At 41.3% G+C, this 25,894-nt stretch carries 19 protein-coding genes; 12 read left to right on the top strand and 7 right to left on the bottom strand.

The window, feature by feature from the left end; all coding sequences use genetic code 11:
- The first annotated feature begins 184 nt into the window (after positions 1-184).
- The 3 genes from AUR67_RS05585 to AUR67_RS05575 all read left to right on the top strand — a co-directional run bounded on the left by AUR67_RS05585 (position 185) and on the right by AUR67_RS05575 (position 4,301).
- On the top strand, positions 185-2,920 hold the full coding sequence (locus AUR67_RS05585) for a TonB-dependent receptor domain-containing protein (protein WP_058584483.1): 2,736 nt from the start codon (positions 185-187) through the stop codon (positions 2,918-2,920).
- A 162-nt stretch (positions 2,921-3,082) separates the two neighbouring features.
- A complete protein-coding gene (locus tag AUR67_RS05580) occupies positions 3,083-4,078 on the top strand; it encodes a hypothetical protein (protein WP_058584482.1) in 996 nt (331 codons plus the stop codon).
- Entirely contained in the window at positions 4,068-4,301 is a 234-nt protein-coding gene (locus tag AUR67_RS05575; protein WP_058584481.1) for a helix-hairpin-helix domain-containing protein, read from the top strand. Before AUR67_RS05580 ends, AUR67_RS05575 begins: the two co-directional genes overlap by 11 nt.
- Here the strand turns inward: AUR67_RS05575 and AUR67_RS05570 are convergent.
- Entirely contained in the window at positions 4,298-5,140 is an 843-nt protein-coding gene (locus AUR67_RS05570) for an SMP-30/gluconolactonase/LRE family protein (protein ID WP_058584480.1), read from the bottom strand. The two genes, AUR67_RS05575 and AUR67_RS05570, sit on opposite strands and share 4 nt — an antisense overlap.
- Positions 5,141-5,151: 11 nt before the next feature.
- Complete coding sequence (locus AUR67_RS05565) at positions 5,152-5,559, bottom strand: hypothetical protein (protein ID WP_058584479.1); 408 nt, start codon at positions 5,557-5,559, stop codon at positions 5,152-5,154.
- Positions 5,560-5,744: 185 nt separating this feature from the next.
- On the opposite strand from AUR67_RS05565, the gene AUR67_RS05560 reads away from it, so the two are divergent.
- Both AUR67_RS05560 and AUR67_RS05555 read left to right on the top strand, forming a co-directional pair.
- Positions 5,745-6,242 (top strand): GNAT family N-acetyltransferase, encoded by a 498-nt coding sequence (locus AUR67_RS05560; RefSeq protein WP_058584478.1) that lies wholly within the window; start codon positions 5,745-5,747, stop codon positions 6,240-6,242.
- Between the two features lie 124 nt (positions 6,243-6,366).
- A complete protein-coding gene (locus tag AUR67_RS05555) occupies positions 6,367-7,062 on the top strand; it encodes a class I SAM-dependent methyltransferase (protein WP_058584477.1) in 696 nt (231 codons plus the stop codon).
- 1 nt (position 7,063) lies between these two features.
- Here the strand turns inward: AUR67_RS05555 and AUR67_RS05550 are convergent, their stop codons facing one another.
- From AUR67_RS05550 to AUR67_RS05540, 3 genes are all read right to left on the bottom strand, one after another.
- A complete protein-coding gene (locus AUR67_RS05550; protein ID WP_082665576.1) occupies positions 7,064-7,966 on the bottom strand; it encodes a diguanylate cyclase in 903 nt (300 codons plus the stop codon).
- A gap of 95 nt (positions 7,967-8,061) precedes the next feature.
- The gene (locus tag AUR67_RS05545) at positions 8,062-8,730 is read right to left on the bottom strand and encodes a response regulator (protein WP_058584476.1); all 669 of its coding nucleotides are present in this window, start codon (positions 8,728-8,730) and stop codon (positions 8,062-8,064) included.
- A complete protein-coding gene (locus AUR67_RS05540) occupies positions 8,723-10,027 on the bottom strand; it encodes a DUF4118 domain-containing protein (protein ID WP_058584475.1) in 1,305 nt (434 codons plus the stop codon). Before AUR67_RS05540 ends, AUR67_RS05545 begins: the two co-directional genes overlap by 8 nt.
- Before the next feature lie 177 nt (positions 10,028-10,204).
- Between AUR67_RS05540 and AUR67_RS05535 the strand changes: the two genes are divergently transcribed.
- Positions 10,205-10,864: a potassium channel family protein gene (locus AUR67_RS05535; protein ID WP_058584474.1), complete on the top strand. Its 660-nt coding sequence runs from the start codon at positions 10,205-10,207 to the stop codon at positions 10,862-10,864.
- The gene (locus AUR67_RS05530; protein WP_058584473.1) at positions 10,861-12,228 is read left to right on the top strand and encodes a TrkH family potassium uptake protein; all 1,368 of its coding nucleotides are present in this window, start codon (positions 10,861-10,863) and stop codon (positions 12,226-12,228) included. Before AUR67_RS05535 ends, AUR67_RS05530 begins: the two co-directional genes overlap by 4 nt.
- Before the next feature lie 51 nt (positions 12,229-12,279).
- On the opposite strand, the gene AUR67_RS05525 is transcribed toward AUR67_RS05530, so the two are convergent.
- Positions 12,280-14,214: an ATP-dependent DNA helicase RecQ gene (locus tag AUR67_RS05525; RefSeq protein WP_058584472.1), complete on the bottom strand. Its 1,935-nt coding sequence runs from the start codon at positions 14,212-14,214 to the stop codon at positions 12,280-12,282.
- Positions 14,215-14,473: 259 nt separating this feature from the next.
- Here AUR67_RS05525 and AUR67_RS05520 point away from each other — a divergent pair, with 259 nt between their 5' ends.
- From AUR67_RS05520 to AUR67_RS05510, 3 genes are all read left to right on the top strand, one after another.
- A complete protein-coding gene (locus AUR67_RS05520) occupies positions 14,474-15,778 on the top strand; it encodes an NAD(P)/FAD-dependent oxidoreductase (protein WP_058584567.1) in 1,305 nt (434 codons plus the stop codon).
- A 120-nt stretch (positions 15,779-15,898) separates the two neighbouring features.
- Positions 15,899-18,028: a hypothetical protein gene (locus tag AUR67_RS05515; protein WP_058584471.1), complete on the top strand. Its 2,130-nt coding sequence runs from the start codon at positions 15,899-15,901 to the stop codon at positions 18,026-18,028.
- Between the two features lie 85 nt (positions 18,029-18,113).
- On the top strand, positions 18,114-18,683 hold the full coding sequence (locus AUR67_RS05510; RefSeq protein WP_058584566.1) for a manganese efflux pump MntP family protein: 570 nt from the start codon (positions 18,114-18,116) through the stop codon (positions 18,681-18,683).
- Here the strand turns inward: AUR67_RS05510 and AUR67_RS05505 are convergent.
- Positions 18,680-21,127: an EAL domain-containing protein gene (locus AUR67_RS05505; RefSeq protein ID WP_058584470.1), complete on the bottom strand. Its 2,448-nt coding sequence runs from the start codon at positions 21,125-21,127 to the stop codon at positions 18,680-18,682. The two genes, AUR67_RS05510 and AUR67_RS05505, sit on opposite strands and share 4 nt — an antisense overlap.
- Positions 21,128-21,272: 145 nt before the next feature.
- On the opposite strand from AUR67_RS05505, the gene AUR67_RS05500 reads away from it, so the two are divergent.
- Together AUR67_RS05500 and AUR67_RS05495 are read left to right on the top strand one after the other, a co-directional pair.
- Positions 21,273-22,223, top strand: coding sequence for a diguanylate cyclase (locus tag AUR67_RS05500; protein WP_235591792.1), 951 nt, complete (start codon positions 21,273-21,275; stop codon positions 22,221-22,223).
- Between the two features lie 51 nt (positions 22,224-22,274).
- A complete protein-coding gene (locus AUR67_RS05495) occupies positions 22,275-25,796 on the top strand; it encodes an ATP-binding protein (RefSeq protein WP_058584468.1) in 3,522 nt (1,173 codons plus the stop codon).
- Positions 25,797-25,894 lie beyond the last annotated feature (98 nt).

Here is a 25,894-nt window from a genome sequence, read left to right as displayed (position 1 = left end):
TAATAGATTTAAAGAATAATTATTGCAAAGACTTTTAAATTGCTTTAAAACTGTACCGGTGAGCTCCCCAAAAGGAGAACACACAAGCATCATAACAAAAAGTATGACTCATTAAATTAACTAAATGGTCTAGGTCATTCACCAACCTGCGTTGATTTAAATGATAAAACGCAAGGGAATCATCATGAAAGCAAATACATCAACAGGGCATCGCTCGCTATTGCTGCTATCACCTTTAGCTCTCGCTGTAAGTTCAGTAATTAGTTATGCCCACGCAGAAGAAACTACTGAAGTAAAAAAGCCTGAAGTGATCACCGTAACGGGTTCACGTATTCAACGTACCGAGCTGGTTTCAAGTAGCCCAGTGGTAAGCGTTGATGAAGCACAAATTCACCTAGACCGTGCAGTGAACGTTGAAGATATTACTGCAAAACTGCCACAAGCTGCGGCGGGTGCAAATAGCACCGGTGCCACAGTCGGTGACTCATTTGGCTCATCAACCATAGATTTACGCGGCCTTGGCCAAAACCGTACATTGGTACTTATTGACGGTACTCGCGCAGTACCATTTAGTTTTCGTAACTCGGTTGACGTGAACACCATTCCAGCGGGATTAATTAAACGCGTTGATGTATTAACCGGTGGTGCAGCAGCGGTTTATGGTGCCGATGCGGTAGCTGGTGTTGTTAACTTTGTTTTAGACGATGACTTTACTGGCGCTGAGTTCTCAACTAGCTATGAAAGTGCCGACGGCGGTAACGAAAAGCTTAACTTTGAGGCTATTTTTGGCGGTGACATCGCCGATGGCCGTGGCCATGTAACAGGCTACATAGGTTATACCGAACGAAAAGAGCTATTAGCCGGCGAGCGTGACTATGCGCTTGAAAACTCAACGGCAATGATAAACAGCGGTGGTTATTATACTGATGTTGCATCTGGCAATAGCATAGGTATTGCTGATTCAGGTGCTGTAACGAGTGATCGTCAAACAACTGATTTCACAGCTGATCGTTATTTAACTCAACCGATGGACCGTTTTTCTACGGGCTTATTATTTGACGTTGATGTAAGCGACAGTGCCATTGCCTATGGCCGCGCAATGTATTCTAAAGTGACCGTAAATGGTGCGGGTGCCAGTGGTCAAACACCGATTTTTGTAAACGAGCAAGTGACCCTCACGCAAGACAATGCGTATATTCCAGATGAACTACGCGACCAACTCACGTTTGATAGCGAAGGCAATGCCCTTGTTAATGTTGAACGTAACCTAGGTTTAGGCGTGCAACACACCGAAGCGGTGCGTGATTCAATGCAATTTCAACTGGGCTTAAAAGGTGATTTAACTGACTACTTACGTTATGACGTATATGGCCAGTATGGCAAAACGGATGAAGTAGCCACCATTTACAACAACGCATACCGTAATGATAACAGCGGTAATAGTCGTTTTGCTGCCCTTGCAAATTCAGTGGATATTTTTGATCCAAACCATGATTTCAGCGACTTTAGCGATCCGCTGCTTTATACCACTCGCGACCGTACACAAAGTGTGATCTCAGCAACACTATCAGGTGACTCTGGATTCTTATTTGAATTACCAGCCGGTGCTATCGATTTTGCAATCGGTTATGAATACCGTAAAGAAACCGGAAAACAAACTCCAGGTGATGCATTTAGAAACGGCACCAGCTTTGCGTCTATCAGCGCATTTGATATGGATGCAAGCTTTAGCTCTGAAGAGTTCTATGCTGAAATTTTAGTGCCTATCTTAGTTGATAAACCTTTTGCTGAAGAGCTTAGCTTTGAAGGTGCCTACCGTATTTCTGATTACTCAAATACCGAAGCAGAAGACACTTACAAACTAGGTATCAACTGGGCAATAAATAGCGATATTCGTATTCGTGCCAACCGCTTAACCGCGTTTAGAGCACCTAACTTAGGTGAGTTTGCCAGCCCAATCACAGCACTATCGTTATCGTTATTTGACCAAAATAGCGACCAGTTTGTGCCACGCCTAGCAGGGCGTTATAACGGCGATCCATGTTTACTGGGAACAGGTGATGCATCGCAGTGTGCTGCGTTTGGCGCGCCGCCAGTTGGCACTGAGTTCGATTCAAGTACCGCAGAGTACACCTATGGTGGTAACCCGAACATAAAGCCTGAGCAAGCCGAATCAGATACATTAGGCATTGTTTATACACCTAGCTATTTAGAAGGCTTTGATTTATCACTTGATTACTACAGTATTCGTGTAACAGATGCAGTAAGCCAAATTCAACCTGGTGCAGCACTGCAAAGCTGCTATGTTGATGACCCGAATCCAAACAACCCACTGTGTGGTGCGGTACTTCGCGATCCAAACACTGGTTTTATTAGCACAGCCATCGTTAATGACTTTAACTTAGCCGCAATTGAACAAGAAGGTATCGACGTTGCAGCAAATTATGTGATTGATGCACCAGATCAAATGGGTGGTCGTTTTAGGTTCTCGTACCAAGGTAACTTTGTTACAGAGCAAACGCGCCAAAACAACAGCACTGTACCGGAAGTAGACTGTAAAGGAACTTATGGCAGCGCCTGTTCGGGCGACTTTGCGAGTATCTTGCAAGCTGACTACAAACACCGCGCAAGCATTGATTGGCAGTTAGACAACATGAACTTCCAACTTGGCTGGCGCAGAATCGGTGAAGTAGAGTATGCTGTAGACCGTTCAGAAACAATCTCAGCACAAAATTACTTAGACTTTGCCGCTGCATGGCAAGTTAATGAGGAACTTGCTGTTAACTTTGGTGTCGATAACTTATTAGACCGTGAACCGCCAACACCTGAGGTAGGCGCAAACCACTTTAACACCGTGAGTGATTATAGTGTGATTGGCCGCTCAGTCGGTGTTTCACTGAGATATGCTCCAAGCTTCTAATTAATCCTACTGTTTTAGCTACACAGGATTGATCCCCTCAAGCGCACCCTGCCCGGTGCGCTTTTTTATTTTAAACAGGCAATAATTATATCAACAATAAAAAAGGGACAGTGAATAGATTATTGTTTAAGATATAGGCAATAGAAGTGCAAGGAAGATGCTATGCTCAAATCAATAAAGTCAAAAATTCCATTTATTTTTCTAATTAGTATTAGCCTTTTTTGGGGTATTTATTATCAGGGAAAGCATCCTCTAAATGACTTTGGAAATGCTAACTTTGAATGGTTATACCTACTTGATGCACTGATAGTATTACCTGTGCTTTGCCTAATATTAATTAAAAGTAAGAAAGAAGCGGCTTTAAAAGCATTAATGTTGTGCTCAATCGCTATTTTAGTGGGAAGTTACATCATTCCTGAGCAAAACAAGTTTTTAATGAATTACTTAGAACAAGGTCGTTACGGGCTTTTAGCTTTGATTGTAATTTTAGAACTAAGCGCTCTTATTACTGTGTATCTAGCAATAAAATCTGCTCTAAGCCAGCAGACAGATCCAGATATAGCTATTGAGCGGCCAATAAAAAAGCTTTTTAAACAAAGTGCTATTGCAAACTTTTTATGCTTCGAAACAAGGATGTGGGCTTTCTTGTTTTACGCTAAACACCTTAAACCTAGTTATTTCACTGGTGAACAACATTTTAACTATCATAATAAAGATGGCGCACAAGCAAACTTACTTAGCTTTATTTTTATTATCTTTTTAGAACTGCCCATGATGCACTTATTTTTACACTTTGTGTGGTCATCATTAGCAGCAAACATTATCACTGGTTTAACTATTTTTAGCCTTTTATTCTTCATTGCAGAGTACCGGGCGGTCGCAAAGCGTCCTGTTTCAATTAGTAAAGCGCAACTCATTATCCGCTACGGGCTATATCCTGCTTACAATATTGCTTTAGCAAATATCAAAACTATTGATTTTAATTCCGACTTCATTGCACGCGCACGCACAATCAAACGTTACAACTACTCTGGCTACCCGAATATTAAAATCACGCTCATTGAGCCTATTGGAGATATCAACACTGTTTTTCTAGGCCTAGATAACCCTCATCATTTTATAAACGCAATGAACAAGGAACGAACAAATGCCATTTAACGAGCAAGAGCGCTGCGCCCTTTTAGCACTCAAAGGTGTGGGGCCAACGGTAATAAAACGGTTTGAAGAAATTGGTATTGAATCGTTTGAGGAGTTAGCCGGGTTTGATACCAACACCATTGCTGAGCGAGTCGCGTCGATGTTGCATTCAAGTTGTTGGCAAAATAGTCCGCAAGCAAAAGCGGCAATCACCGCCGCGATTACGCGAGCAAAGCAAGGCTAAAGCTCAATGACTTCTATTGCTCCGCGCTTTTGCATGGTGACATACACTTTGTTTTGCGTCTCGTTGAAAGCCAAATTCGTTGGATGCTGGCCTTTTAATTGATAGCTATTTAAGAGCTTGCCGGTAGGCGAGACTTCAAGCACTTTCCCTGCGCCATAACGAGTAATAAACACATGCCCTTGATTATTAACGCGCATGCCATCTAAGCCATGGTCAGCAAACTTAATCAAAGCTTTTTTATTACTAATGTTTAAGTTGTCATCTAAATCGTACTGCCAAACAATTCGCTGCACACTCTCGTTCACATAAAGCTTAGTGTTGTCGTTATTAACCGCCACCCCATTGGTAGTCCCCATGTTTTTTTCGAGTAAATGGGTGCTGCCATCCGCATTTATACGCCACAGCTGACCCGTTTCGTTCGCCCAGTTAGGGTCACTGGCAAACAGCGCCCCATTTTTGGTAATAGCAATGTCATTGGGTTGATTCATTTTACTATTATGGGCAAACACTTCTGCTTTATTGCTGCCAGCAGGTACTTTTAAAATATTGTGGTTAACATAGTCGGCAATAAACAAATTACCTTGTGGGTCAAACTGCAAGCCATTACCAACGCTGTCATTCGGCAACCGCACAAATAATGATGTTTTACCCATGTTATCAACGCGGCCAATGGTTCCTTGCTGGGCATAGTTCACCGCATATAAGGCACCGTTATACATGGTTGGCCCTTCAACGCCTTGGGTAAAAACGTTATCTTTAACAAAGTCTTGGCTATCAACTGCAAAGCTTAACGGTGAGCTTAAAAGTAATGTAATTGCCAGTGGCTTCAGTAGTTTCATAGGTCTTCCTTTTACTCATTTAAACTCGTGTATACCGCTAAAATTGGGTATTCGTTTTCACCAAAAGATAAAGTCAAAGAACGCTTTTCGCCATCATCTAACTTAATACCTTCGTCAAAACTTTGAGGATGCACACGACGCCCATCGGCAAAAAGCGCCATAATATGGTCAGCCTGAAGAATTCGTGACCCAGATGCTTTATTCTCAATCGTCACAACCGCTAAACGGCGACCACTTTCACTGCTCATTAATACACTATGGACGATGCCAAACTGGCTTTGTTTAGGGTAACGCTTGGCATCATTCTCAAATGAAAAAGCACTGCCAGAGAGCATCACAGGATCCACCGATAGTACATCTGTGTTGGCTTGTAGAGAGGTTGCAAAAACCGCTGCACATAATAGTAAAATACGCTTCATATCAATCCTTTTGATAAGCTTTAACTAGATTCAGCATACACCGTTCCTAAACGGCTGCCAATAAAGCTAAGCGGCATAAATCGTTATTAAAGGTGATTAAAAGTAACATTTTCTAGTATCCATTCTCATTCTTTGCTATCAATGACAAAACCATAAATACAACCATTTCAGGTACAGATGCAATTGTGATTTCACTTCGCGACTTTCAACAACAAGATGCAGAACAATTAATTTCAATTTTAAACGACACAAACGTCACTCAGTTTCTTTCAAGTAAAATTCCGAGTCCATATACCGAAAGCGATGCTAACTGGTGGATCACTGAAGGCAGTAAGAGTGAGCTTATAAAAGCAATCACGTTAGATGATCAATTGATTGGTTGCGTGAGCGTGCTCCAAGGTGAATTTGAATTTAATCGCTCGGCCGAGTTAGGTTACTGGTTGGCAAAAGAGTATTGGCAACAAGGGATCACTGCAAAGGCTGCGACTATGCTACTCGAAAAGGTATTTACTAAAACGAATATCGTTAGAGTGTTTGCGTATGTGTGTGAGGATAACCCCGCCTCAATGAAATTATTACAAAAGCTAGGTTTCGAGCAAGATGCCATTTTAAAAAGCGCGATGTTCAAGCAAGAGCAATTCTTTAATGCGCATCTCTTTTCATTGTTAAAACCTAAAAATTAAGCAAATTAGTCTGCTTAAATCAACCTAACAAAAGAATGCCCTATTAAGTAACTTTTAAAGTTTCTTTAAATAAAGTAAGCTAACCACTTATGTAACACTTAAAGTTACCTATTGGTTTTTTACTATGCAACAACACGAAGTCACCGCCTTATTTGATCAACAAGCTGCTAATTACGATTCACAGTGGCAAAACATGGCACCCATTAGCCAGGCCTTGTATTTTATGATGTCGCCTTTATTCAGCAAACTGCCAAGCAATGCGCATATTCTCTGCGTTGGAGCGGGTACCGGAAATGAAATTTTGCATTTAGCACAGGCATTTCCCGCATTCTGCTTCACCGCTGTCGAACCCTCGACTGAAATGATCAAAGTATGCAAACACAATCTAACGCAAGCAGGGTTTGCACATCGCTGCCAGTTTCATAATGGCTATGTAGATTCACTCAAAAACTTAATGCCCTTTGATGCGGCAACAGCCGTGTTAGTGTCGCAGTTTATAATTGAAGAACCTAAACGAGTGGCATTTTTTGCAGATATTCACAAACGTTTAAAGCCAGGTGGGTTACTTGTCAGCGCAGACTTAAGTGCCAATCAAAGTGCCAGCACTTACCCAGAGCAGCTTAGTCACTGGTTAAGTGTTATGTCATCAGCCGCAGTCAGCCTTGAACAAATAGAAAGAGTAAAACAGGCTTATGAAAATGACGTTGCTTTAAGAGAGACTCAAGTCATTGAAAACATCATTGCCGAGTCAGGCTTTACGGGCGTTTACCCGTTCTATCAAGCAGGGCTAATAAAAGCATTCACCGGTGTTAAAGCGTAATTTAAGCCACAGACACTCGATTGCGGCCTGACTTTTTAGCCTGATACATGGCTTCGTCAGCCCTTTCGATTGCCGCCTCGATGTCGTCATCGGCATTTATTAGCACAACACCAAATGAGCCTGTAACACTAATGTCTTTACCTTTGCCAATTTCAATTTTTAAAGCTTCAACACCTGCTCTTAATCGCTCAGAAAATGATTTGGCACCTTCAAACTCTGTTTGCGGTAAGCAGACTAAAAACTCTTCACCGCCATAGCGATACAATTGATCGTACTTCCTTAAGTGAGATTTAATGCATTTAACAAGTGCGATTAACACCTTATCACCCGCAGCATGACCAAACTCATCGTTCACTTGCTTAAAGTGATCAAGGTCGATCATTATCAGAGCGCAGCTCAGCGATTTACGTTTGCAAAGCTCATGCTCTTTTTGCAGGTTTTCAACTAAGTTTGTTCGGTTCGATGCCCCCGTCAAAGGATCTCTTGTGTGTAGCAGCTCAGAGAATTCATCGACAAGGGTTTCAAATAATTCATGCAAGCTATCTAAATCAGCATGAAACTGATCCAATAGATTGACCGAAATAGCTGACTTAGTTTCTTTTAACGATAACAGGACTTTGGCACCTTGATGCATCTTTTGATGCGCACAAGCGATTTCAGAAAAGTAAGGGTGAAGATTTATGCTCTGCTCGGGTAGCTTATTAAACCATTGCCCGAAACGACAAAGGTTATGAGCATTATCTGCTAAGTCTTGTTCATCTGCAGGTATGTCTGCAATTAAACACCTTAATAAATTTCTATACCATGACTGGTGCCACTCAATGGCCTGCTCTATTTCTGCAATCACATCTTCAAGCTGGGTATTCGACAGTGAACTAATGCCGTGTTCGGTATTTTGATGCATAGCCAATGAAAAGACTTCCGCTTTATTATTTTATTTCCTAAAACAGTACCTAAGCTAAGTTACAAACTCAACCTAAAGCGTTAGAAAGAGATGGCTTAATCTACTAATCGGTAACCTACAGCGGGCTCGGTTAAGATATGTTTAGGGCTTGCCGCATTTTGTTCAAGCTTTTGCCTCAACTGACCAATATGTACACGCACGTATTCAGGGCGATTAATATACTGCTCGCCCCACACTTCAGATAATATAGCGTTATGCGTTAACACCTTATCTTTTTGCTGAAATAATAACAGCAAAATAGCGTACTCTTTTTTAGTTAGTTTAACTTCTTCAGCGCCTTTAAGGACCACATGTTTATGCGGGTCGATGTGAATATCGCCACATTGCAACGTTAGACTTGATGTTGTTTGTGTGCGAAGTAGCACCCGAATACGCGCTAGTAATTCGTTTGCGCTGAATGGTTTGGTTAGATAATCGTTGGCGCCGTTATCAAGCGCGGTGACTTTTTCTGTTTCGCCATCCCGTGCAGAAAGTACTAATACAGGGAGCAGACTCCACTGCCTAAACTCCACCAGCCAATCTTGCCCATCCATATCGAGCAAGCCTAAATCAAGCAGCACTAAATCAAACTGCTGCTGGCTTAAAAGTGCAAACGCATCAAGCCCTTTGGCGCACACACTAACTTCATGATCACTGGCTTTTAATAGTGTTTTTAAAAAACTTTGCAGAGGCGGTGAGTCCTCTAAAACCAAAATATTAGCCACGGCTGTTACTCCAAATTAATTTAGCTGTTGCCTGCTTTGTCTGCTCATTGAGGGTTAATTCAAAGCGCCCTTGATGACATTTAGCAACCACATCGCAGATCACACTCCCTAAGCCAACGCCTTCATCTTGACTGGTCTCATGCTTATTCGCAAAAGGATTGCTTAACACTATTTGGTATTCATTGTGTGTTTCAATAAATTGCATGTTCGCAGAACCATCTCCGTAGCGAGCGGCGTTCTCGAGCATATTAGCAAAGGCAATTTCCAGAAGGGTTTCATCGCCAAAGCAGATGCTTTGTTGCTGAGCATCAACGTGAAGTTTAAAGTTCTGTAATTGCTGCTGACGACGAGATTTTGCCTCGCTAATTAAGGTCAAAATGGGCAATTTTTGCCATTTAATATTCTCAGCTAACTTATTAACTTTACTGAGCTCCATGACTTTATCAAAGTGCTGGTTAAGTATTTTACTTTGCTCATAAATGTTAGCAGCTTGCTCTTTGATAATCTCAGAGCTTAGTTGGATATCATCATCAGCCAACATGCTTGATGCGCCCATAATGGTCGCTAATGGCGTACGTAAGTCATGGGATAAACTGCGCAATAAGGTGTTTTTTGACCTCTCTAGCTCCGCCTGTACTTTTATCGCCGCAGATTGCTCGCGTAATAAGGTTTTTTCTTGAACCTGATACAGTAAAGAGCACGCCGTATTCGCTAAAGCCTGTTGCTCTGCATTAAGTGCTTTTGTAAACGCAATACCGCCAAATTCAGCTTGTTGTTCGTTTAAATAAATAAACTGCTTAGACGCTGTTAGCTGCCAGTCACATGCAACCTTTAAATGCGCGGTCATGGTTTGTAAAAACAGCTGCTTTTGCTCCTCAAGGCTATCGAGATCATTGAGTTTTTTTGCTAACTCATACAATAAGCGACTATTACTTGCATGGGCTTGCACATCGCGAACCTTAGTATTGAGCTCCCCGGCAAGATGGCTTATCACTAAACCCACAATCAACATCACCAAAAAAGTGACCACATATTCAATATTTTCGATATGAAAAGTAAAATACGGAACCACATAAAACCAGTCCGTGCAGGCAACACTCACTAAGGTGGTAAGCGCTGCAACACGACGATTACTGCGCACCGCAACCCATGTCACCCACAGCAGCTGTAGCATCACAATATCGGTGGTTGTAAACAGTTCTCGAAACGGAAATATCGCGAGCACCACCACAAGTGGCATCAACACACTTAAAAATGCGGCTTTTAAATACTGTATTTTGAATACTGACTGCATCATCTTTTCACTTATCGTTTGTCCCTATTAGATTAAAGGGTTTTCAATTTTGTCACTATAAAGTTTTTATAAAGTTTTTTTATCTCGGCATAAAATCTTTGTAAAGCTTTCAAGCTCTCTAAAGACTTCTGTTTTTTTGCCATTAGCATTTAGCGCGTACCCACAACAGCGAGAAAGATAATGGCTCAGTTTGCAGTAATCGGATTAGGACGTTTTGGCGTAACCGCCTGTTTAGAACTTTCAAAACAAGGTCATACAGTGTGTGCTGCCGATATTAGCGAAAGCACCGTTAATCACTATGCCGACCAACTCAGTTTTACCGTGATGGTTGATGCCAGTGATGAAACACAATTAGCACGGCTCGATTTACCCAGTTGCCAAGCCGTATTGGTGGCCATTGGCGAGAATATTGAAGCCAGTATTTTATGTGTATTGCATTTAAAAAACTTAGGCGTAAAGCAAATTTGGGTAAAGGCCTGTACCAAAAGCCACCATCAAATACTAAGTAAACTTGGCGTTGACCGCATCATTCACCCTGAAGAAGAAATGGGCGTGAGGGTTGCGCAAGCGCTTAACTACCCAATGGTTAATCAATATTTCCCGCTTAACCAATCCACGTTTATTGTTGAATTAGGCATTGATCTACAGCTTTCTGGTCGCAAAATTGGCTGGCTACTCAAAGAGCGTAATAGCGATATTAAACCGCTCACACTACGACGTGATGATTACTTCAATACAGAGTTGACTAACGACACCGAACTGCGTCACGGCGATAGTCTGGTGCTACTGGGCTCTAAGACTTACTTAACTAAATTAGCAAAACGGTTTCGTGCATTATGATTAACTGGCAAGCCAACGTTTACCCAAAACATTTTAGCGGTGTAAAGTGCCGTAAGCGGCAAAAAATAAACCCTCCTTTAGTGCTCACTATCGGCTATATTGTGTTAATTATGCTCGGCACAAGCTTGCTTATGCTACCAATGGCAAGCACCCAACCGATCAGCTGCCTCGATGCATTATTTACGGCAACCTCTGCGGTTACAGTAACAGGGCTGGTGGTCATCGACACGGGTACTGATTTGAGCGTATTTGGTCAAAGCGTGGTCATGCTGCTGATTCAAATCGGTGGCATTGGCTTTATGACCGTGGCGGTGATTTCAATATTGAGTTTAGGAAAAACTCTAGGCTTACAGCAACGCTTATTAGCCAGCCGCGCTTTCGACACCAACGATTTAACCTCAGTGATCAAGGTTGCTAAGTATGTTTTAGTGTATTCATTAGTGATTGAGTCGGTGGCATTTTGCTTACTCTTTATTAGTTGGTTCAATGACTATGGCGCACTAAAAAGCGCCTATCATAGCCTGTTTTATACGATTTCGGCGTTCAATAATGCGGGCTTTGCGTTAAGCGGCGATAGCTTATCGGCATTCAAAGGCGATATAACCGTAAACGTAGTGATCACAGGCTTATTTATCATCGGCGGCTTAGGGTTTACCGTACTGATTGATATCTACAAACAAAAGCGCTGGTCGTTACTATCAACCAACACCCGCCTGGTGTTAATTGCCACCTTAATGCTCAACTGCATCGCATTTATATTGATTTTTTTCTTTGAACACGCCAATCAGGCGACATTAGCGCCGCTATCAACGTCTGAGCAAATATTAACGGCTTGGTTTCAAGCGGTGACACCTCGTACCGCAGGATTTAATACCCTACCGATTGATGGTTTGAGTCAAGATTCAACGCTTTTGACTATGCTGCTGATGGTGATTGGCGGTGGTTCAGTCAGTACGGCTAGTGGCATAAAGCTCGGAACCTTTGTGATCCTAATTTTAGCGATGCGCAGCTATTTAAAACAGCAAACCACGGTCACCGTGTTTAACCGTCAGCTGAGCGACAAGTTGGTGATCAAGGCACTAAGCGTCATGATACTGTACTTATTTATCGCTTTTACCAGCATTATGATCATCACCAAGCTTGAACAAGGGTCATTACTTGATATCACCTTTGAGGCAATTTCGGCACTGAGTACCGTGGGCCTTTCACGGGGTATAACTGGGGATTTAAGTGCGCCTAGTCAGCTCATTATCATACTATTGATGTTGATAGGTCGGGTTGGGCCATTAACGTTTGCTTATTGTTTTGCTCGCCAGCACAGCCAACCTTTGACCTACCCTACTACCAGTATTCAAATTGGCTAAGTGTACAGTGTTGACTCTTTTCAGTGTTAAAACTTTACACATAAAGCCTTACTACAACTGCTGTAGCAAGGCTTTAATGTCACTGTATCGTTGTTGCTCGCAAAGGCCAAAACCTGAAAGCTGTCTGACTTTGTTGCGGGTAAATAAAGGCACGCTCATGCCCGCTAAAAAGCGGCACTGAGTATCGATGCTGACATCACTAATCCCTTTAGCGGCTAAGTGCTGTTTAAGCTCAGCAACTTTGCTGGCAATCACATTTTGCTCAGGCATTTGATGCACTAGTGAGTAACTAAGTTTTACCTGCTGGCCTCTACACACTGAACAATGGCCACATTGCTGGGGTGCATTCTGGTCATCAAAATAGCGAGCTAAGTTATAACTTAAGCAGCTATCAAGCTCAAAAAAGCGTACTAAAGTAGCGATACGTTTAATTTCAGCCTGCTCTTTTTCGATAAAATATTGGTGCAGTTGCTGTGCTAAATCAGCGTGATTTATTACCGAGTTATTCACCTCATACACTTGCGTAATACGTTTGGTTTCAAGGGCTATGTGGCCCTTTTCAGCCAAATAATCGAGCGCTGCAACTACGCGTTTTCTATCAACTTGGGTAGCATTGGTTAGCGCATCAAAATTAAGTGTGCCCCAAATTTTCTTAAACTCAGTGTGTTTGAATACCTGTTGTAAAAACGCTTGTCGGTCAGCATCAAACTGGCTAAGAAGCTCATTTTGATCCGTTAAAAACTTATATTTAAAATCGGCATAATAGGCATATAAAGGAGTAATAGCCCCTTGCATCTCTAACTGTACTAGTAAGGTTTTTAACGCTAAAGCACGAATATTACTTTCGCTCGATAAGCTGTACTCTTGCATTTCCCACTGGTTGTTCGTTTGCTCGTTGCGAATGTTATTAATGACATAGTCAATCCCACTTTGCTCGGGAGTGTCCGCATAAACAAAGTTCTCAACGGTATTCAAGCCATCAAGGTTTGCTAGGGTAAAACAGTTTGACGGCGCACCATCTCGCCCTGCACGGCCAATCTCTTGGCTATAGTTTTCAATCGATTTTGGCAAATCATAGTGGATCACAAAACGAATATCAGACTTATCAACACCCATCCCAAAAGCAATGGTTGCCACAACGATATTGATTTTACCCGCCATAAAATCATCTTGGATTTGCCAGCGTTTATCATCCTCAAGGCCTGCATGATAAGCCACTGCATTAAAGCCGGCTCTTGCCAAACCTTCTGCTACTTGCTCAGCGGTATGTTGTAAGGTGACGTAGACAATCCCAGCACCTTGTTGGCTGGCTATAATACTGGCTAATTGCTGAGGTTTTTCTTGGCTTACAACACTGAGCACTGATAAATCGAGGTTGCTTCGATAAAAGCCAGTTTGCACCACACATTCTGGGGCAATGGCAAATCGCTCGCACATATCACGCTTTACTTTTTTAGTGGCGGTGGCGGTAAGTAGCAATACCAACGGAATATTAAGCTCGTCTCGATAGCGCGGCAGTTTTAAGTAGTCAGGCCTAAAATTGTGACCCCATTCAGATATACAGTGCGCTTCATCAACCACCAGCATCGAAATAGGCACTTGTTTAATAAATTCACGAAAGCGCTCATTCTTAAAGCGCTCAACTGAGACCATTAAAATTTTCACCTTTCCTGCTCGCACATCACTCATTACCGTATGACTTTGCTCACTGGTTTGGCTTGAATCAAGGCTTGCCGCGTAAATACCTTTGCTATTTAAAAAGCTGATTTGATCTTTCATCAGAGCCAATAATGGCGAAACCACTAAGGTCAAATTAGGTAGGTGCATTGCAGTTAATTGATAGCACAAAGATTTACCCGAGCCAGTTGGAAAAATTGCCAACGACGATTGCTGATTTAATAACTGCTCAATGGTTTGTTGCTGACCTTGGCGAAACTCATTAAAGCCAAAGTATTGATTCAACGAAGTGTGTAGTGGTGTAGTCATCCTGATCCCTCACTTTCATTTCCCTTTTCAGGTAATGATAGGTCTCTTACTGCGAATTAGCCATGTTAACCTGTTTAACTCAATCTCCCAAGACCGTTGATATAACTAAGCGCACTATATTGTTCTTAACAGGTACTGACAAAATCAGTAAAAAGGCGCACAATGGACGCGTTGCCATGGGGTATTGATGGATGGACTTGCAATACCTAAGCGCTTTTTCGCAAGAGTGTTTAGGTATTATACTTTTGAGGGCAACGTAATGATTAACCAACCTCCTAAAATCGTGATAATCGGTGGTGGCGCTGGTGGCTTAGAGCTAGCAACACAATTAGGACACAAACTCGGGAAAAAACGCCAAGCAGAGATACTTTTAATCGATAAAAACCGCAGCCATATTTGGAAGCCGTTACTTCATGAAGTAGCGACGGGGTCGATTGATGCCGATTTAGACGGCGTTGTATACTCAGCTCATGCAGCAAAACACCACTATAATTTTCAACTCGGCAGCTTTTGCCACTTAGACCAAACCAACAAAACCATTACTTTAAGCGAATTAAAAGACGAGCTTGGCCACCGAATTTTACCTGAGCGCCAAGTTAGCTATGACTACCTAGTACTTGCCATTGGCAGTGTTAGTAACGACTTTAATACCCCTGGTGTTAACAAGCACTGTTTTTACCTTGATTCAAACCAACAAGCTGAGCGCTTTCAGCATGCTCTACTCGATAACTTCACCCGCTTACATCAAGATGACGACCCACAGCACTCCTTAACCATTGCCATAGTGGGTGGTGGTGCAACCGGGGTTGAGCTGTCGGCAGAGCTTTATCATGTATCAGACATGCTGAAAATGTATGGCCTGAATAAAATGACTGCTAAACGCTTACACATTGATTTAATTGAAGCGGGGCCTCGGATTTTGCCAGCATTACCCGAGCGAATTTCAAACTCGGCTAAGCGTGAACTGGTTAAATTAGGGGTAACGGTGCGCGAAGGCACGCAAGTAAAAGAGGCCACAGAAAACAGCTTTATCACCAAAGACGATGAACATATCAAAGCCGATATTATGGTTTGGGCTGCGGGTGTAAAAGCCCCTGATTTCATTAAAGACATTGGTATTTTTGAACTTACCCGAAATAACCAAATTAAGGTGAACCAATATCTGCAAAGTAACGTTAACGACGACATTTTTGTGATTGGTGATTGCTGTGCATTTACTCAAGAAGATGGAACACAAGTGCCACCCAGAGCGCAATCAGCCCATCAAATGGCGCAATGTGTTGAAAAAAACCTAATTGCCACACTCAGAGACCAGCCACTCAGTGCCTTTACTTACAGTGATCATGGCTCTTTAGTTAACTTGTCACGCTACAGTACGGTAGGCAGTTTAATGGGCAACCTAACCAGTAACAGCTTTTTTATTGAGGGGAAAATAGCGCGATTTATGTATATTTCGCTCTATCGTATGCATCAACGTGCCATCCATGGCAGTGCAAAAACCTTTGCACTGTGGATCAGCGAAAAAGTACTACGCGTTGTTAGACCAAAAATGAAACTGCATTAAGCTACAGCATAAAGCCGACAAATTAGTTGTTTGTCGGCTATTTGTGCACTTCGTCCCCAAGTCATTGACATCAAGCTATAAAGCCATACACTTCAGGCAAGATAAATCCATGGATTGAATATGAAAAAAGGTATTTCGCTAACCGTTTTTGCAGGGCTTTGTGCCTTTGGGGCCTACCTGATATTAGATAAACCCACTCCCATCGAAGCAATAAGCAATGAAGTCTCGACATCTACTGCTACTGTCGCTGAACAAAATGAAGCTACGAGCCTCTTTGAACCATTAAGCCTGCCAAATAGCAAAGCATCAGAGCTGGCTAAACTCAAGCTAGCCAAGCGCCAGTGTAAGCAACAAAGTGTAAAAGCCACTCAAGCAGCAGCTGATCACAGTCAAATAGAAGCGGCGATTAAACAAGCATTAAAAGACGGCGACTCTCTTGAAGATATTCTAAGTTATTCAGAGCTGGTGAAAATATCTTACCGTTCATTCAATACCTTAGTTATTAACGCAATCAAAGAGAATGCAGAACAGCAATTTCAATATGCCTCATCAGTTGACATCTTAAAAAGCTGGCAAGGACTTGATGTCATTGATTATTTTGATGCTGATACAATCAACCAACTAACGGCAGTTAATGGACCCCTTAGTCAAAATACTGGCTCAATGATGTTTAATGTTCCATTATCTGAGCAAGTAAACAAAACAGCATTGTACAAACTATTAGATAACAACGATGATTTTAATACCTATTTAAAAACGCCGTTTAAAATCGGTCCATCACGGCTCATTTCGCCATCTATTTTGTTTCTTGCTAATGCTCATACGCTTAGTTTAACTGAGTTTGAAAACGCAATATCCAGCAAAGAGTTTACTGTTAACGACATTGCTGTGGCTTTAAAAAGCAACTTACCTAATGATTATTTAACAGCCCTCATCTCTCAAACAGCACAGCTAGGCGGCTCGCCTACAGCAATGAGTGATGACTTTATGGATGAACAACTGTATTTAAACCTTGCTGATGTGGCTGTGAGTGAATTTAACGTACCAGTTTTAAAGTTGTTAAGTGAGCGAGGTATTGAGCCCACTAATCAGCCAAATGTATTTACAGCGATGGATATTGCCATTGTAAACCTAAAGGGCAGCTCAAATAGCGAAGTGCAGCCACTAGAGAACAAACACTTAGAAACACTAAGTTATCTAAAAAATAAAGGTTATCGAGCTCACGGCGAGCTTGTGCGCGACACACCAAACGATAGGCTACTGATGCTTAAATCTTCATTCTTACCGAGTAGCCTTTTATTTGTTGGCGACCAAGTTGCTAATGATGCTTTTTCTCAGTTCAAAGATTTAAAGCTAATCCCAAATAACCAAGCATTTAAACGTAAAGAAAAAGATAACTCTGCAATATCAAAAGCTCTCAGTGCCTATGAGAGACAAAAACAGCAAGCCAAAAAAATAACTCCTGAGTGTGAAACGATAGATCAGCGGATCAATTCACTAGAAGCGATAAAAACACGCTCTCAAGCACTCGAAGAATTAGAAACGCTCGAAGCGCAACAAGGCTTACTAACTCCCAATACGCTTCAAGAAATCGACCCTGTACAAGTTCATAATTGGCAATTCTTGCATTCAAATGAGTATAAATATCAAACCTCAACGCAGTATCAAGCCTTTAAAGAAGCAATTGTCGAAAAAGACCTTAATACTGTTGCAACGATTACCCAAACAGCAAAACTCAGTACCCACCAGACAAATATGTTGCTTGCAGCAACAATAGAAAACCCTCAACAATTGACGTCTATTTGGCAAAACAGAGTCGATCCAACCGCACCTGAAAATCTTTATCTATTTACTAAGTTACCATTAGTACAATGGCAATTGTTAGCTGATAACGGCTTTGATTTTTCATTAAAAGACATGCAAAACAACGATATGTATTTTTATGCAAGCATGCATTCAAATGCAGCAGTTGAGTTTTTAATGAGCCTTGCAGTTACTCATGATTTTTCTAAACCTGGGCTTGATATTCTCGACCAAGCACTGGAGCAAAGCTATAACACACAAACCCTCGCAGACTATATGCCAAGCGCATTAAAACTTGTTGAGCAATATGAGCCTAACCACTTTCGCCGTACTGAGCGTCTAAAAGTTTTTGTCCCTGATGTTTATGAAGAGCTTATTAAACTTGAGCCAAAACTTGCACCCAAAGATGGCACTGTAATGAATAATTATCAGTACAGTGCTTATTAAGCCCCTTACTTATTTGAGCCGTAAATTAACATATCTGTTTACGGCTTAGCCGCGTATAATGCCCACTTTTTGTGGGGCGCAAAAATTGAATATTATTACACTAAGCGTTTTGTCGCTTGCTATGTCGACTGATGCTTTTGCAGCTTCAATCACCAAAGGCAGTACGCTTAAAAACCCGCGCGTTCTGAGTGCAGTCAAGCTTGGTTTATTGTTTGGCTGTATCGAAGCTATCGCACCGATTGTTGGCTGGCTAATTGGCAGTGCCGGTGCAGATTACGTTGAAGCCTTTGATCACTGGGTTGCCTTTGTACTGTTAGTGGGTTTAGGTGTTCATATGTTGCTTGAGAGTCGTAAGGATAGCGATAACGAAGAGGAACTTGCCCCGAATACCAAGCGCTCTTTCATTGCCACATTACTAACGGCCGTTGGCACCAGTATCGATGCCATGACAGTCGGTATTAGCCTAGCTTTCATGAAAGTGAACATTTACTTAGCAGCCGCTATGATAGGCCTAGCAACCACAATTATGGTTACCATCGGCGCGCTACTTGGAACCGTAATGAGTGGCTGGGTTGGCAAGAAAGCCGAAGCAATCGGCGGTGTTGCACTTATTTTTATCGGTTGTGGCATCCTTTACAGCCACACCATGGCTTAACCTAATAGCTTATCAAACTCTTCTTTGGGCATGGGCTTATGAAAATAGTACCCCTGCCCAAGCTCACAGCCTAAATCGATTAAACTATTTAAGTGTTGTTTTTCTTCAATACCCTCAGCCACTATTTGTAAATTCAAGGTATGCGCTAAGCTGGTGATGGTTCTAACAATGTCCATACTTTGTGTATCACTGAGCATATCTCTAACAAAAGATTGATCTATTTTTAGTACATCAACGGGAAAGAGTTTTAAATACGACAAACTTGAATAACCCGTACCAAAGTCATCAATGGCAATGGTTAACCCCAAGTCAGAGAGTTTATTAAGCATGATTTTTATTTCTTCAAAATCATGCATCAATGCGCTTTCGGTCACTTCAAGCTCTAACAGTTCACTAGCAAGCCCCGCTTGTTCAATCGTATCTGCAACTAGATTACAAAAATTACCATCGGTAAACTGTTTTGCAGCAATGTTCACGGCAACCTTTATGTTACGCCCTTTGTCAGCCCACTCTTTAGCCGCTACACAACTTTGCTTAAGCACTGACTTACCCAAGGCATGAATAAGTCCGGTTTCTTCAGCAAGGGGTATAAAATCCAATGGTGAAATAAGCTTATTGTCGTTATCTCGAAGCCTAACTAATGCTTCAACACCTATAATTTTATGTGTTAAAAGCTCAAGCTTCGGCTGATAAAACACCTCAATCTTATCTTGCTCAATGGCATTTCTTAAGAGTTTTTCAACGCTTTGTCGCTGTTTAAACTGATGCTCTAAATCATCGGAGTAATAACAAAACCGATTACGCCCTTGCTCTTTAGCACGGTACATAGCGGCATCTGCATGGGTCATCATTTCTTCTGCTTGTATAGAGTCTGCAGGGTTAACACTCACCCCCACACTGACCGATAGAATATGCTCTTGCCCATCAATACGAAATGGCTCATTCATGGTGTTAATAATATCGCTGGCAATGGCATCTATCGCGGAGGTGCTCTGCACGTCAGGTAATAAAATTACAAATTCATCACCACCAATTCTTGCCAATGTCGTATTTAAGTCAATTAAAGACTCAAGTCGCTTTGCAACATCCTTTATGATTAAGTCACCTTGGTGATGCCCTAAAGTGTCGTTTAAGTACTTAAAGTGGTCGATATCAATCAGCATTAACGCTACATTCTTATTCATGCTGCTTGCGACCTTGCAAGCATGGGTGACCCTATCATGTAATAACACCCGATTAGGCAAATCGGTTAGTAAATCATGATTTGCTAAATGGCTCATTTTCACTGCCATCGCGATTGATTCACTCACATCGTGAAACACGATAATACCGCCGATAATGTTACCCTCTACATCACGTATTGGTGCAGCTGAATCTTCTACCCTGTATACTCGTCCATCAAGCCCGGTTAATTGACTATTTAACGCCATAGCAACTATGCGCTGCTCTTTTAGAGCGACAGATATAGGGTTAACGAGTGTTTTGTTTGATGTTGCATCAACGAGTTTCATTACCTCTTCAATATGGCGCCCTTTAGCTTCTTCAACGTGCCAACCTGTTAATCGCTCAGCAATGGGGTTCATAAAGTTAATTATTGCGTTGTTGTCCGTAGCTATTACGGCATCACCAATAGAATTAAGCATAACCCGCAAACGTTCAGACTCATTCGATAACAGTTTTTTTGTATGGGTAATTGAGGTGATGTCCGAAAGAGTAAGAATAACACCTACAACTTCTTGCTCTTTTATTCTTAAATTGATTTGCGCTCGAACATATTCAATCTTATTGCGAGGGCTAGGCAACTGAATATTTAAAACTTCTTGCTCTATGCCCTTAGTCAAGCAGCGATGAAAAGCCTCATACAATTCATCTGGTAATACATCTTTGGCGAAACAACCAAGCATTTGCTCGCTGCTTTTTGTAAACCAATGGGCGGTTTCATCATTACTAAATAGATTTTCTTCTGTTTTTGACCAGTAAGATATATACACTGGCACTTGAGCGACGAGTGTCGAAATATCATTTTTTGCAGCTAATATCTGTGCTTCTTGGTGTTTAAGCTTTAATTGGTTTTCTACTCTGAGCCGGCAGATATTCAAATCAACAGGTTTATGAATCAGATCTATTCCGCCACTTGCAAAACTTTGATACTCAAAAATTTGCTCATTGTGAGAGGTAACAAAAATCACATGGCTTTGTGCGGTTTTTGGGTTGTTTTTAAGCTTTTTACATACTTCAAAACCATTCATGCCGGGCATTTCAATATCAAGCAGGATTACATCAGGCTGAAAGAAAATCGCTTTTTCAATCGCTTGAGCACCATTATCGCAACAAGCAACCTCACCAAGGTCACTTAATGACTCGGCCATTATCATTAAACTAGTTGGCTCATCATCAACAACAAGTATTTTACTGTGTGAATTTTCATGATGAGAAAAAAGCATATCCGTCGCCCTCAGAATCTATCTTTAAAAAATTCTAGTCATATCTCACCAGACGCGCCAATATAAAAAATAATTTTTTAAGTCTTAAGTTGTAGAAAATCCCAAAATCCGGTCTATGCTTTATTCATCGCGTGGAGGGAATAGTTTGCAACCGGTAGCTAGTCGCACAGATTTAAAACTAAATGATTCTGTTATTTTGATTGTTGATGATGAACCAATTAATACAACCGTAATAGAAAGTTTGCTCTCACCCTTCTATAAAACCCACACAACAGATTGCGGTGAAAACGTACTGCACCTGTGCGAGACCGTTAAGCCTGATTTAATACTGCTTGACGTGATGCTTGGCACCATGAGCGGCCTTGATGTTTGCAAGCAATTAAAAAAACACTCCCAATACAAAGATATTCCGGTGATATTTATTACCGCCATTATGGATCAAGATGACCAAAATCGCTGTTGGCAAGCTGGCGCCGTCGATTTTGTCTCAAAACCGGTTTATGGCGTCACATTACTTAATCGCGTAAAAGCGCATTTGACCTTAAAAAAACAAGCTGATTTGCTCAAAAACCTTTGTGAACACGACAGCCTAACGGGCTTAAACAACCGACGATTTTTACAAAATACCCTAGATCAAAACATTCGTTTAGCTGTTAGAAACGATAAAGCCCTTTCGGTGTTAATGCTCGATATTGATTACTTTAAACAATACAACGACTCACTCGGTCACCAGCAAGGGGATGAATGTTTAAAACGTGTTGCTGATGAAATAAAACGAAGTGTTAATCGGCCAACAGACACCACTATTCGTTATGGTGGTGAAGAATTTTTATGTGTTTTGCCAGATACCGATATTCAAGGTGCACAATTTATTGCTCACAAGCTGTTGGCAAACATCCGTGAACTAAATATTGAACACCCACATGCAACCTCTGGAGTTCTCTCCATTAGTATTGGTAGCGCAACATTTCCTGGACATGAAGCCATCAGCACTGACGAGCTAATTCGCTGTGCCGACAAAGCGCTTTATCAAGCCAAACACCAAGGGAGAAACCGCTGTGTCTGCATTCTTACTGAAACCAGCCCATGCATTTGAGCTACCTGTAACCATACGACCAAAAAACTTTGTGGTATGGAGGGCTAAATTATGAATAGCGGAGCTTTATACCCAAAAAAGACAACTTCAACTGAAGGGCGTTTTTTACTTCCACTTGCCATATTTTTTATTACCGTTATTTTTTGTTCGGCTATTTTCTTTTTCGAGCTGCAGCTTCACAAAAACATCAACAACAATGTAGCAGAGCGGTTACATGAAGCGAGTGCCACAATCGACGTTCAAGTACATGAAAAAATTAACAAATATAAAAATGACTTACATTTTTTATACTCCACCCCACCCATAGCAGGGCTTGCAAGAGCCGCTGCGAATGGTGGCAATGACCCACTTGATAACACCACCTCAGAGCAATGGAGAAAACGTTTACAGACAATATTTGTCGCGTTTTTACAATCAAACTCAGAGTTTGAACAGTTGAGAATTATCAGTACACAACAAGCAGGACAAGAACTTATTAGGGTAGACAGAACTGCTGGAGGCATTGTAGTTAAAGCCGATAATCAATTACAAAATAAAAGTGGTCGTGATTACTATCTGCAAAGTGCGCAATTACCGCAGGGTGATATGTATTTATCAGCAATAACACTTAACCGGGAATATGGAAAGCTCGACTATCCATATAAGCCTATGCTGCGAATAGCCTTACCCATTTTTGATGAAGATATGCAGCGCTATGGGCTGATTATTGCAAACATTAATACATCTCAGTTATTTGCATCTCTTAATGCGATGGTACAAGCACCAAACTCATTGATCCTAACAGACAGCGAAGGCTACTTTTTAGTTCACCCTAATGAAGACTTTCGCTTTAGCCGTGACTTAGCACCAAACAAACGCTGGGACTCAGTGTATAAGTCTGAACCTGCCTATTTAGAAAATATACTCAGTATTAGCTCTAACTTTGCTGGTAAACAACAATACGAAGCGTTAACTAAGCGCATTCCATTTACTGGAGATTTAGAAACAGGGTTTATAGATGCCCACATTATGCTACCTCACTTTGAAATTAATGCGATGGAACGCGAGCAAAGGATCAGCACTTATGCATTTTTGTTGGGCGTATCTGCTTTTTTGGTGTTTGTACTTGGTTTTTTAAATCGAAATTTAAAACGTAATCGCGAGCTTGCCGAGGCAAGAGCAGTATCATCTGCCATCATTAGTGGCTCAAAAGATGCCATTATAGGTGTTAGTGATAAGGGCTTGATATCAAGTTGGAATAATGCAGCAACCGAATTATTTGGCTTCCAAAGGGAGCAAGTTCTAGGCGCTGATATAAACAAACTAACCCTATTTCCGAATATTGAAATTATGGATGTTTGTAACAAGGTTAAAACAGAACGAATACAGCATGAAATTGAAGTTGATTATAAGCAGATTAGCCAACACCACACTCATTTAGCACTGGCTTTTTCAGCTATTTTTGATGACCACCATCAGCATAACGGTACAGCTATAATAATCCGTGACACAACAGCTGAAAAACAAGCGAACGATAAAATAAAACAAATTAATAATGAGCTTGAAATGAAAGTCGCACAAAGAACTGCCCAGCTAGAAAAAGCCAGCCAAGTTAAAAGCGCTTTTATATCAAATATCAGTCATGAGATGCGAACACCACTAAACGGTATCATTGGCACACTCAATTTAATAAAACGAGAGTCACTAAGTAATCAACAACAGCATTATTTAGAAATGACCGAGGTAAGCGTTAATAGCTTAAATGTGTTAATTAACGACATTCTTGATTTATCAAAAATTGAGGCTGGCAAACTCGACTTAGATAAAAAAGCCTTTAACCCAATAAAGTTTTTTGAAAGCTTAAGTGGCAGTATGGCTGTTAAAGCACAAGAGAAAAACCTTGAGTTTATTCTAGATATTGCCGATGTTGAATACAGCTCAATAATGACTGACCCTCATCGATACTCGCAAGTGCTTACCAACTTAATTAATAACGCGATTAAGTTTACTAAAACAGGCTTTATAAAGTTTACTGCTGTGAGTAAACAACTTAGCGATGATAACGTTGAGCTATGCTGCACAATTCAAGATACCGGGATTGGTATTGCGCCTGAAAATCAAAATAAATTGTTTAGTGCTTTCACCCAAGCCGATAATAGTGTGGCTGCACAATACGGAGGCACAGGGCTTGGTTTATCGATATGTAAGCAGCTAGCTAGTTTGTTAAATGGACAAATTTCCTTTGAATCAACTGAAGGGAAAGGCAGTACTTTTACATTTACGATTAAATTAGAGACTCAAAATGTAGAAAAACGCCAACCAAATAGCCGCTTAAAAGGCAGTGTTTTTGCTCTGTCAGTTAAACAGCCTGAGCTTGAAAGAAGCCTAACAAAACTCATATCTCACTGCGGTGGGCAGCTCACGAATGTTGATATAGAAAGTTTTGAAATAAACGATAACATGCCTTTTGATACGCTCATTTTAGAGCCAGGTAACCCCCTACTTACTAAGTTAGATAGCTTTAGTAAAAACACTTATGATCATAACCTGCCCTTTAAATTAGTGGTGCTTATAAACCCAACCGAACCACCACCGCAAGCTAAATTCTGCACCTTTACGCGGTTGTCTAAACCTGTGCTTATCTCTGAGTTTTTACTTAAATTTGCAGATGAGCGGCTTATTCAAGAGCAACCAACTCAAGATACAATGCCAATGCGTCGCGAGACTGATTCGGAAATTCATGTCGATGTTGATATTGCAGGCGCTAAAGTTCTCATTGTTGATGATAATGATATTAATGCCGCAGTCGCCAAAGGCACATTAATGAGCTTGGCACTGCGTTTTGAAATGGCATCGAATGGTCAGCAAGCCATTGAAATATTGGCCAGTGCATCTGAAGGCGACCCATTTAACTGCGTGTTAATGGACTGCCAAATGCCTGTGTTAAATGGCTATGATGCTGCGGCACAAATACGCAAAGGGGCTGGTGGAGAGTACCATAGCGAGATCCCAATTATTGCCATGACAGCCAATGCTATGCTCGGTGAGCGTAAAAAGTGCTTAAATGCAGGTATGAGCGATTACATCACAAAACCTATCAGTGCAGATAAATTGATTACCACTACGGCGAAATGGGTTGCATCAACGTACCCTAAGCATCATACAGCGCCAAAAACGATTGCTGTGCATGAGGTAAATCAGTCGCCCGCTATACTGCAAGAAGAATTAATCGATGAAGAAAAACAGCATTGGAATCGCGAAGCAGCCCTTGGCCGCTTAATGAATAACGAAGTGCTTTTAAACAAAGTGAGTAAGATGTTTTTAGAAAGCTCACATAAAAAAATAACGATGCTAACACAAGCAATCAAAGACAAAGACTACCATGCGATTGCAACCACCAGCCATGCCCTAAAAGGGACCTGTGGCGATGTGGGTGCAGCCAAATTGCACCAGCACTTTACTGAGCTAGAGGTACTGGCCGCAAGTAAGGGCAATACGCTAAAAGATATTCAACTTAAGCTACTCGAAATCGAGAAAGACTACGAGATTTTGTTAGAAATTTTACAAAAGCATACCGTAGCCAGAGTCGGCTAATTTTCTTAAGTGCATATAAATGGGCTTTGAAAATCAAAGCCCATTTTTCATTAAAGCGCCGCATATTTGTCTTCTAATTTTCATAAAGTGGGAGTATG

Source organism: Pseudoalteromonas sp. XI10 (assembly GCF_001469895.1).
Classification (GTDB): Bacteria; Pseudomonadota; Gammaproteobacteria; order Enterobacterales; family Alteromonadaceae; genus Pseudoalteromonas.
Note: the sequence above shows the minus strand (reverse complement) of the source record. Positions and strands in the feature narration are given on the sequence as shown.

Coding starts and splice junctions, on each gene's coding strand:
- AUR67_RS05585 (WP_058584483.1), top strand. CDS start 185: ATGAAAGCAAATACATCAACAGGGCATCGCTCGCTATTGCTGCTATCA.
- AUR67_RS05580 (WP_058584482.1), top strand. CDS start 3,083: ATGCTCAAATCAATAAAGTCAAAAATTCCATTTATTTTTCTAATTAGT.
- AUR67_RS05575 (WP_058584481.1), top strand. CDS start 4,068: ATGCCATTTAACGAGCAAGAGCGCTGCGCCCTTTTAGCACTCAAAGGT.
- AUR67_RS05570 (WP_058584480.1), bottom strand. CDS start 5,140: ATGAAACTACTGAAGCCACTGGCAATTACATTACTTTTAAGCTCACCG.
- AUR67_RS05565 (WP_058584479.1), bottom strand. CDS start 5,559: ATGAAGCGTATTTTACTATTATGTGCAGCGGTTTTTGCAACCTCTCTA.
- AUR67_RS05555 (WP_058584477.1), top strand. CDS start 6,367: ATGCAACAACACGAAGTCACCGCCTTATTTGATCAACAAGCTGCTAAT.
- AUR67_RS05550 (WP_082665576.1), bottom strand. CDS start 7,966: ATGCATCAAAATACCGAACACGGCATTAGTTCACTGTCGAATACCCAG.
- AUR67_RS05540 (WP_058584475.1), bottom strand. CDS start 10,027: ATGATGCAGTCAGTATTCAAAATACAGTATTTAAAAGCCGCATTTTTA.
- AUR67_RS05535 (WP_058584474.1), top strand. CDS start 10,205: ATGGCTCAGTTTGCAGTAATCGGATTAGGACGTTTTGGCGTAACCGCC.
- AUR67_RS05530 (WP_058584473.1), top strand. CDS start 10,861: ATGATTAACTGGCAAGCCAACGTTTACCCAAAACATTTTAGCGGTGTA.
- AUR67_RS05525 (WP_058584472.1), bottom strand. CDS start 14,214: ATGACTACACCACTACACACTTCGTTGAATCAATACTTTGGCTTTAAT.
- AUR67_RS05520 (WP_058584567.1), top strand. CDS start 14,474: ATGATTAACCAACCTCCTAAAATCGTGATAATCGGTGGTGGCGCTGGT.
- AUR67_RS05515 (WP_058584471.1), top strand. CDS start 15,899: ATGAAAAAAGGTATTTCGCTAACCGTTTTTGCAGGGCTTTGTGCCTTT.
- AUR67_RS05505 (WP_058584470.1), bottom strand. CDS start 21,127: ATGCTTTTTTCTCATCATGAAAATTCACACAGTAAAATACTTGTTGTT.
- AUR67_RS05495 (WP_058584468.1), top strand. CDS start 22,275: ATGAATAGCGGAGCTTTATACCCAAAAAAGACAACTTCAACTGAAGGG.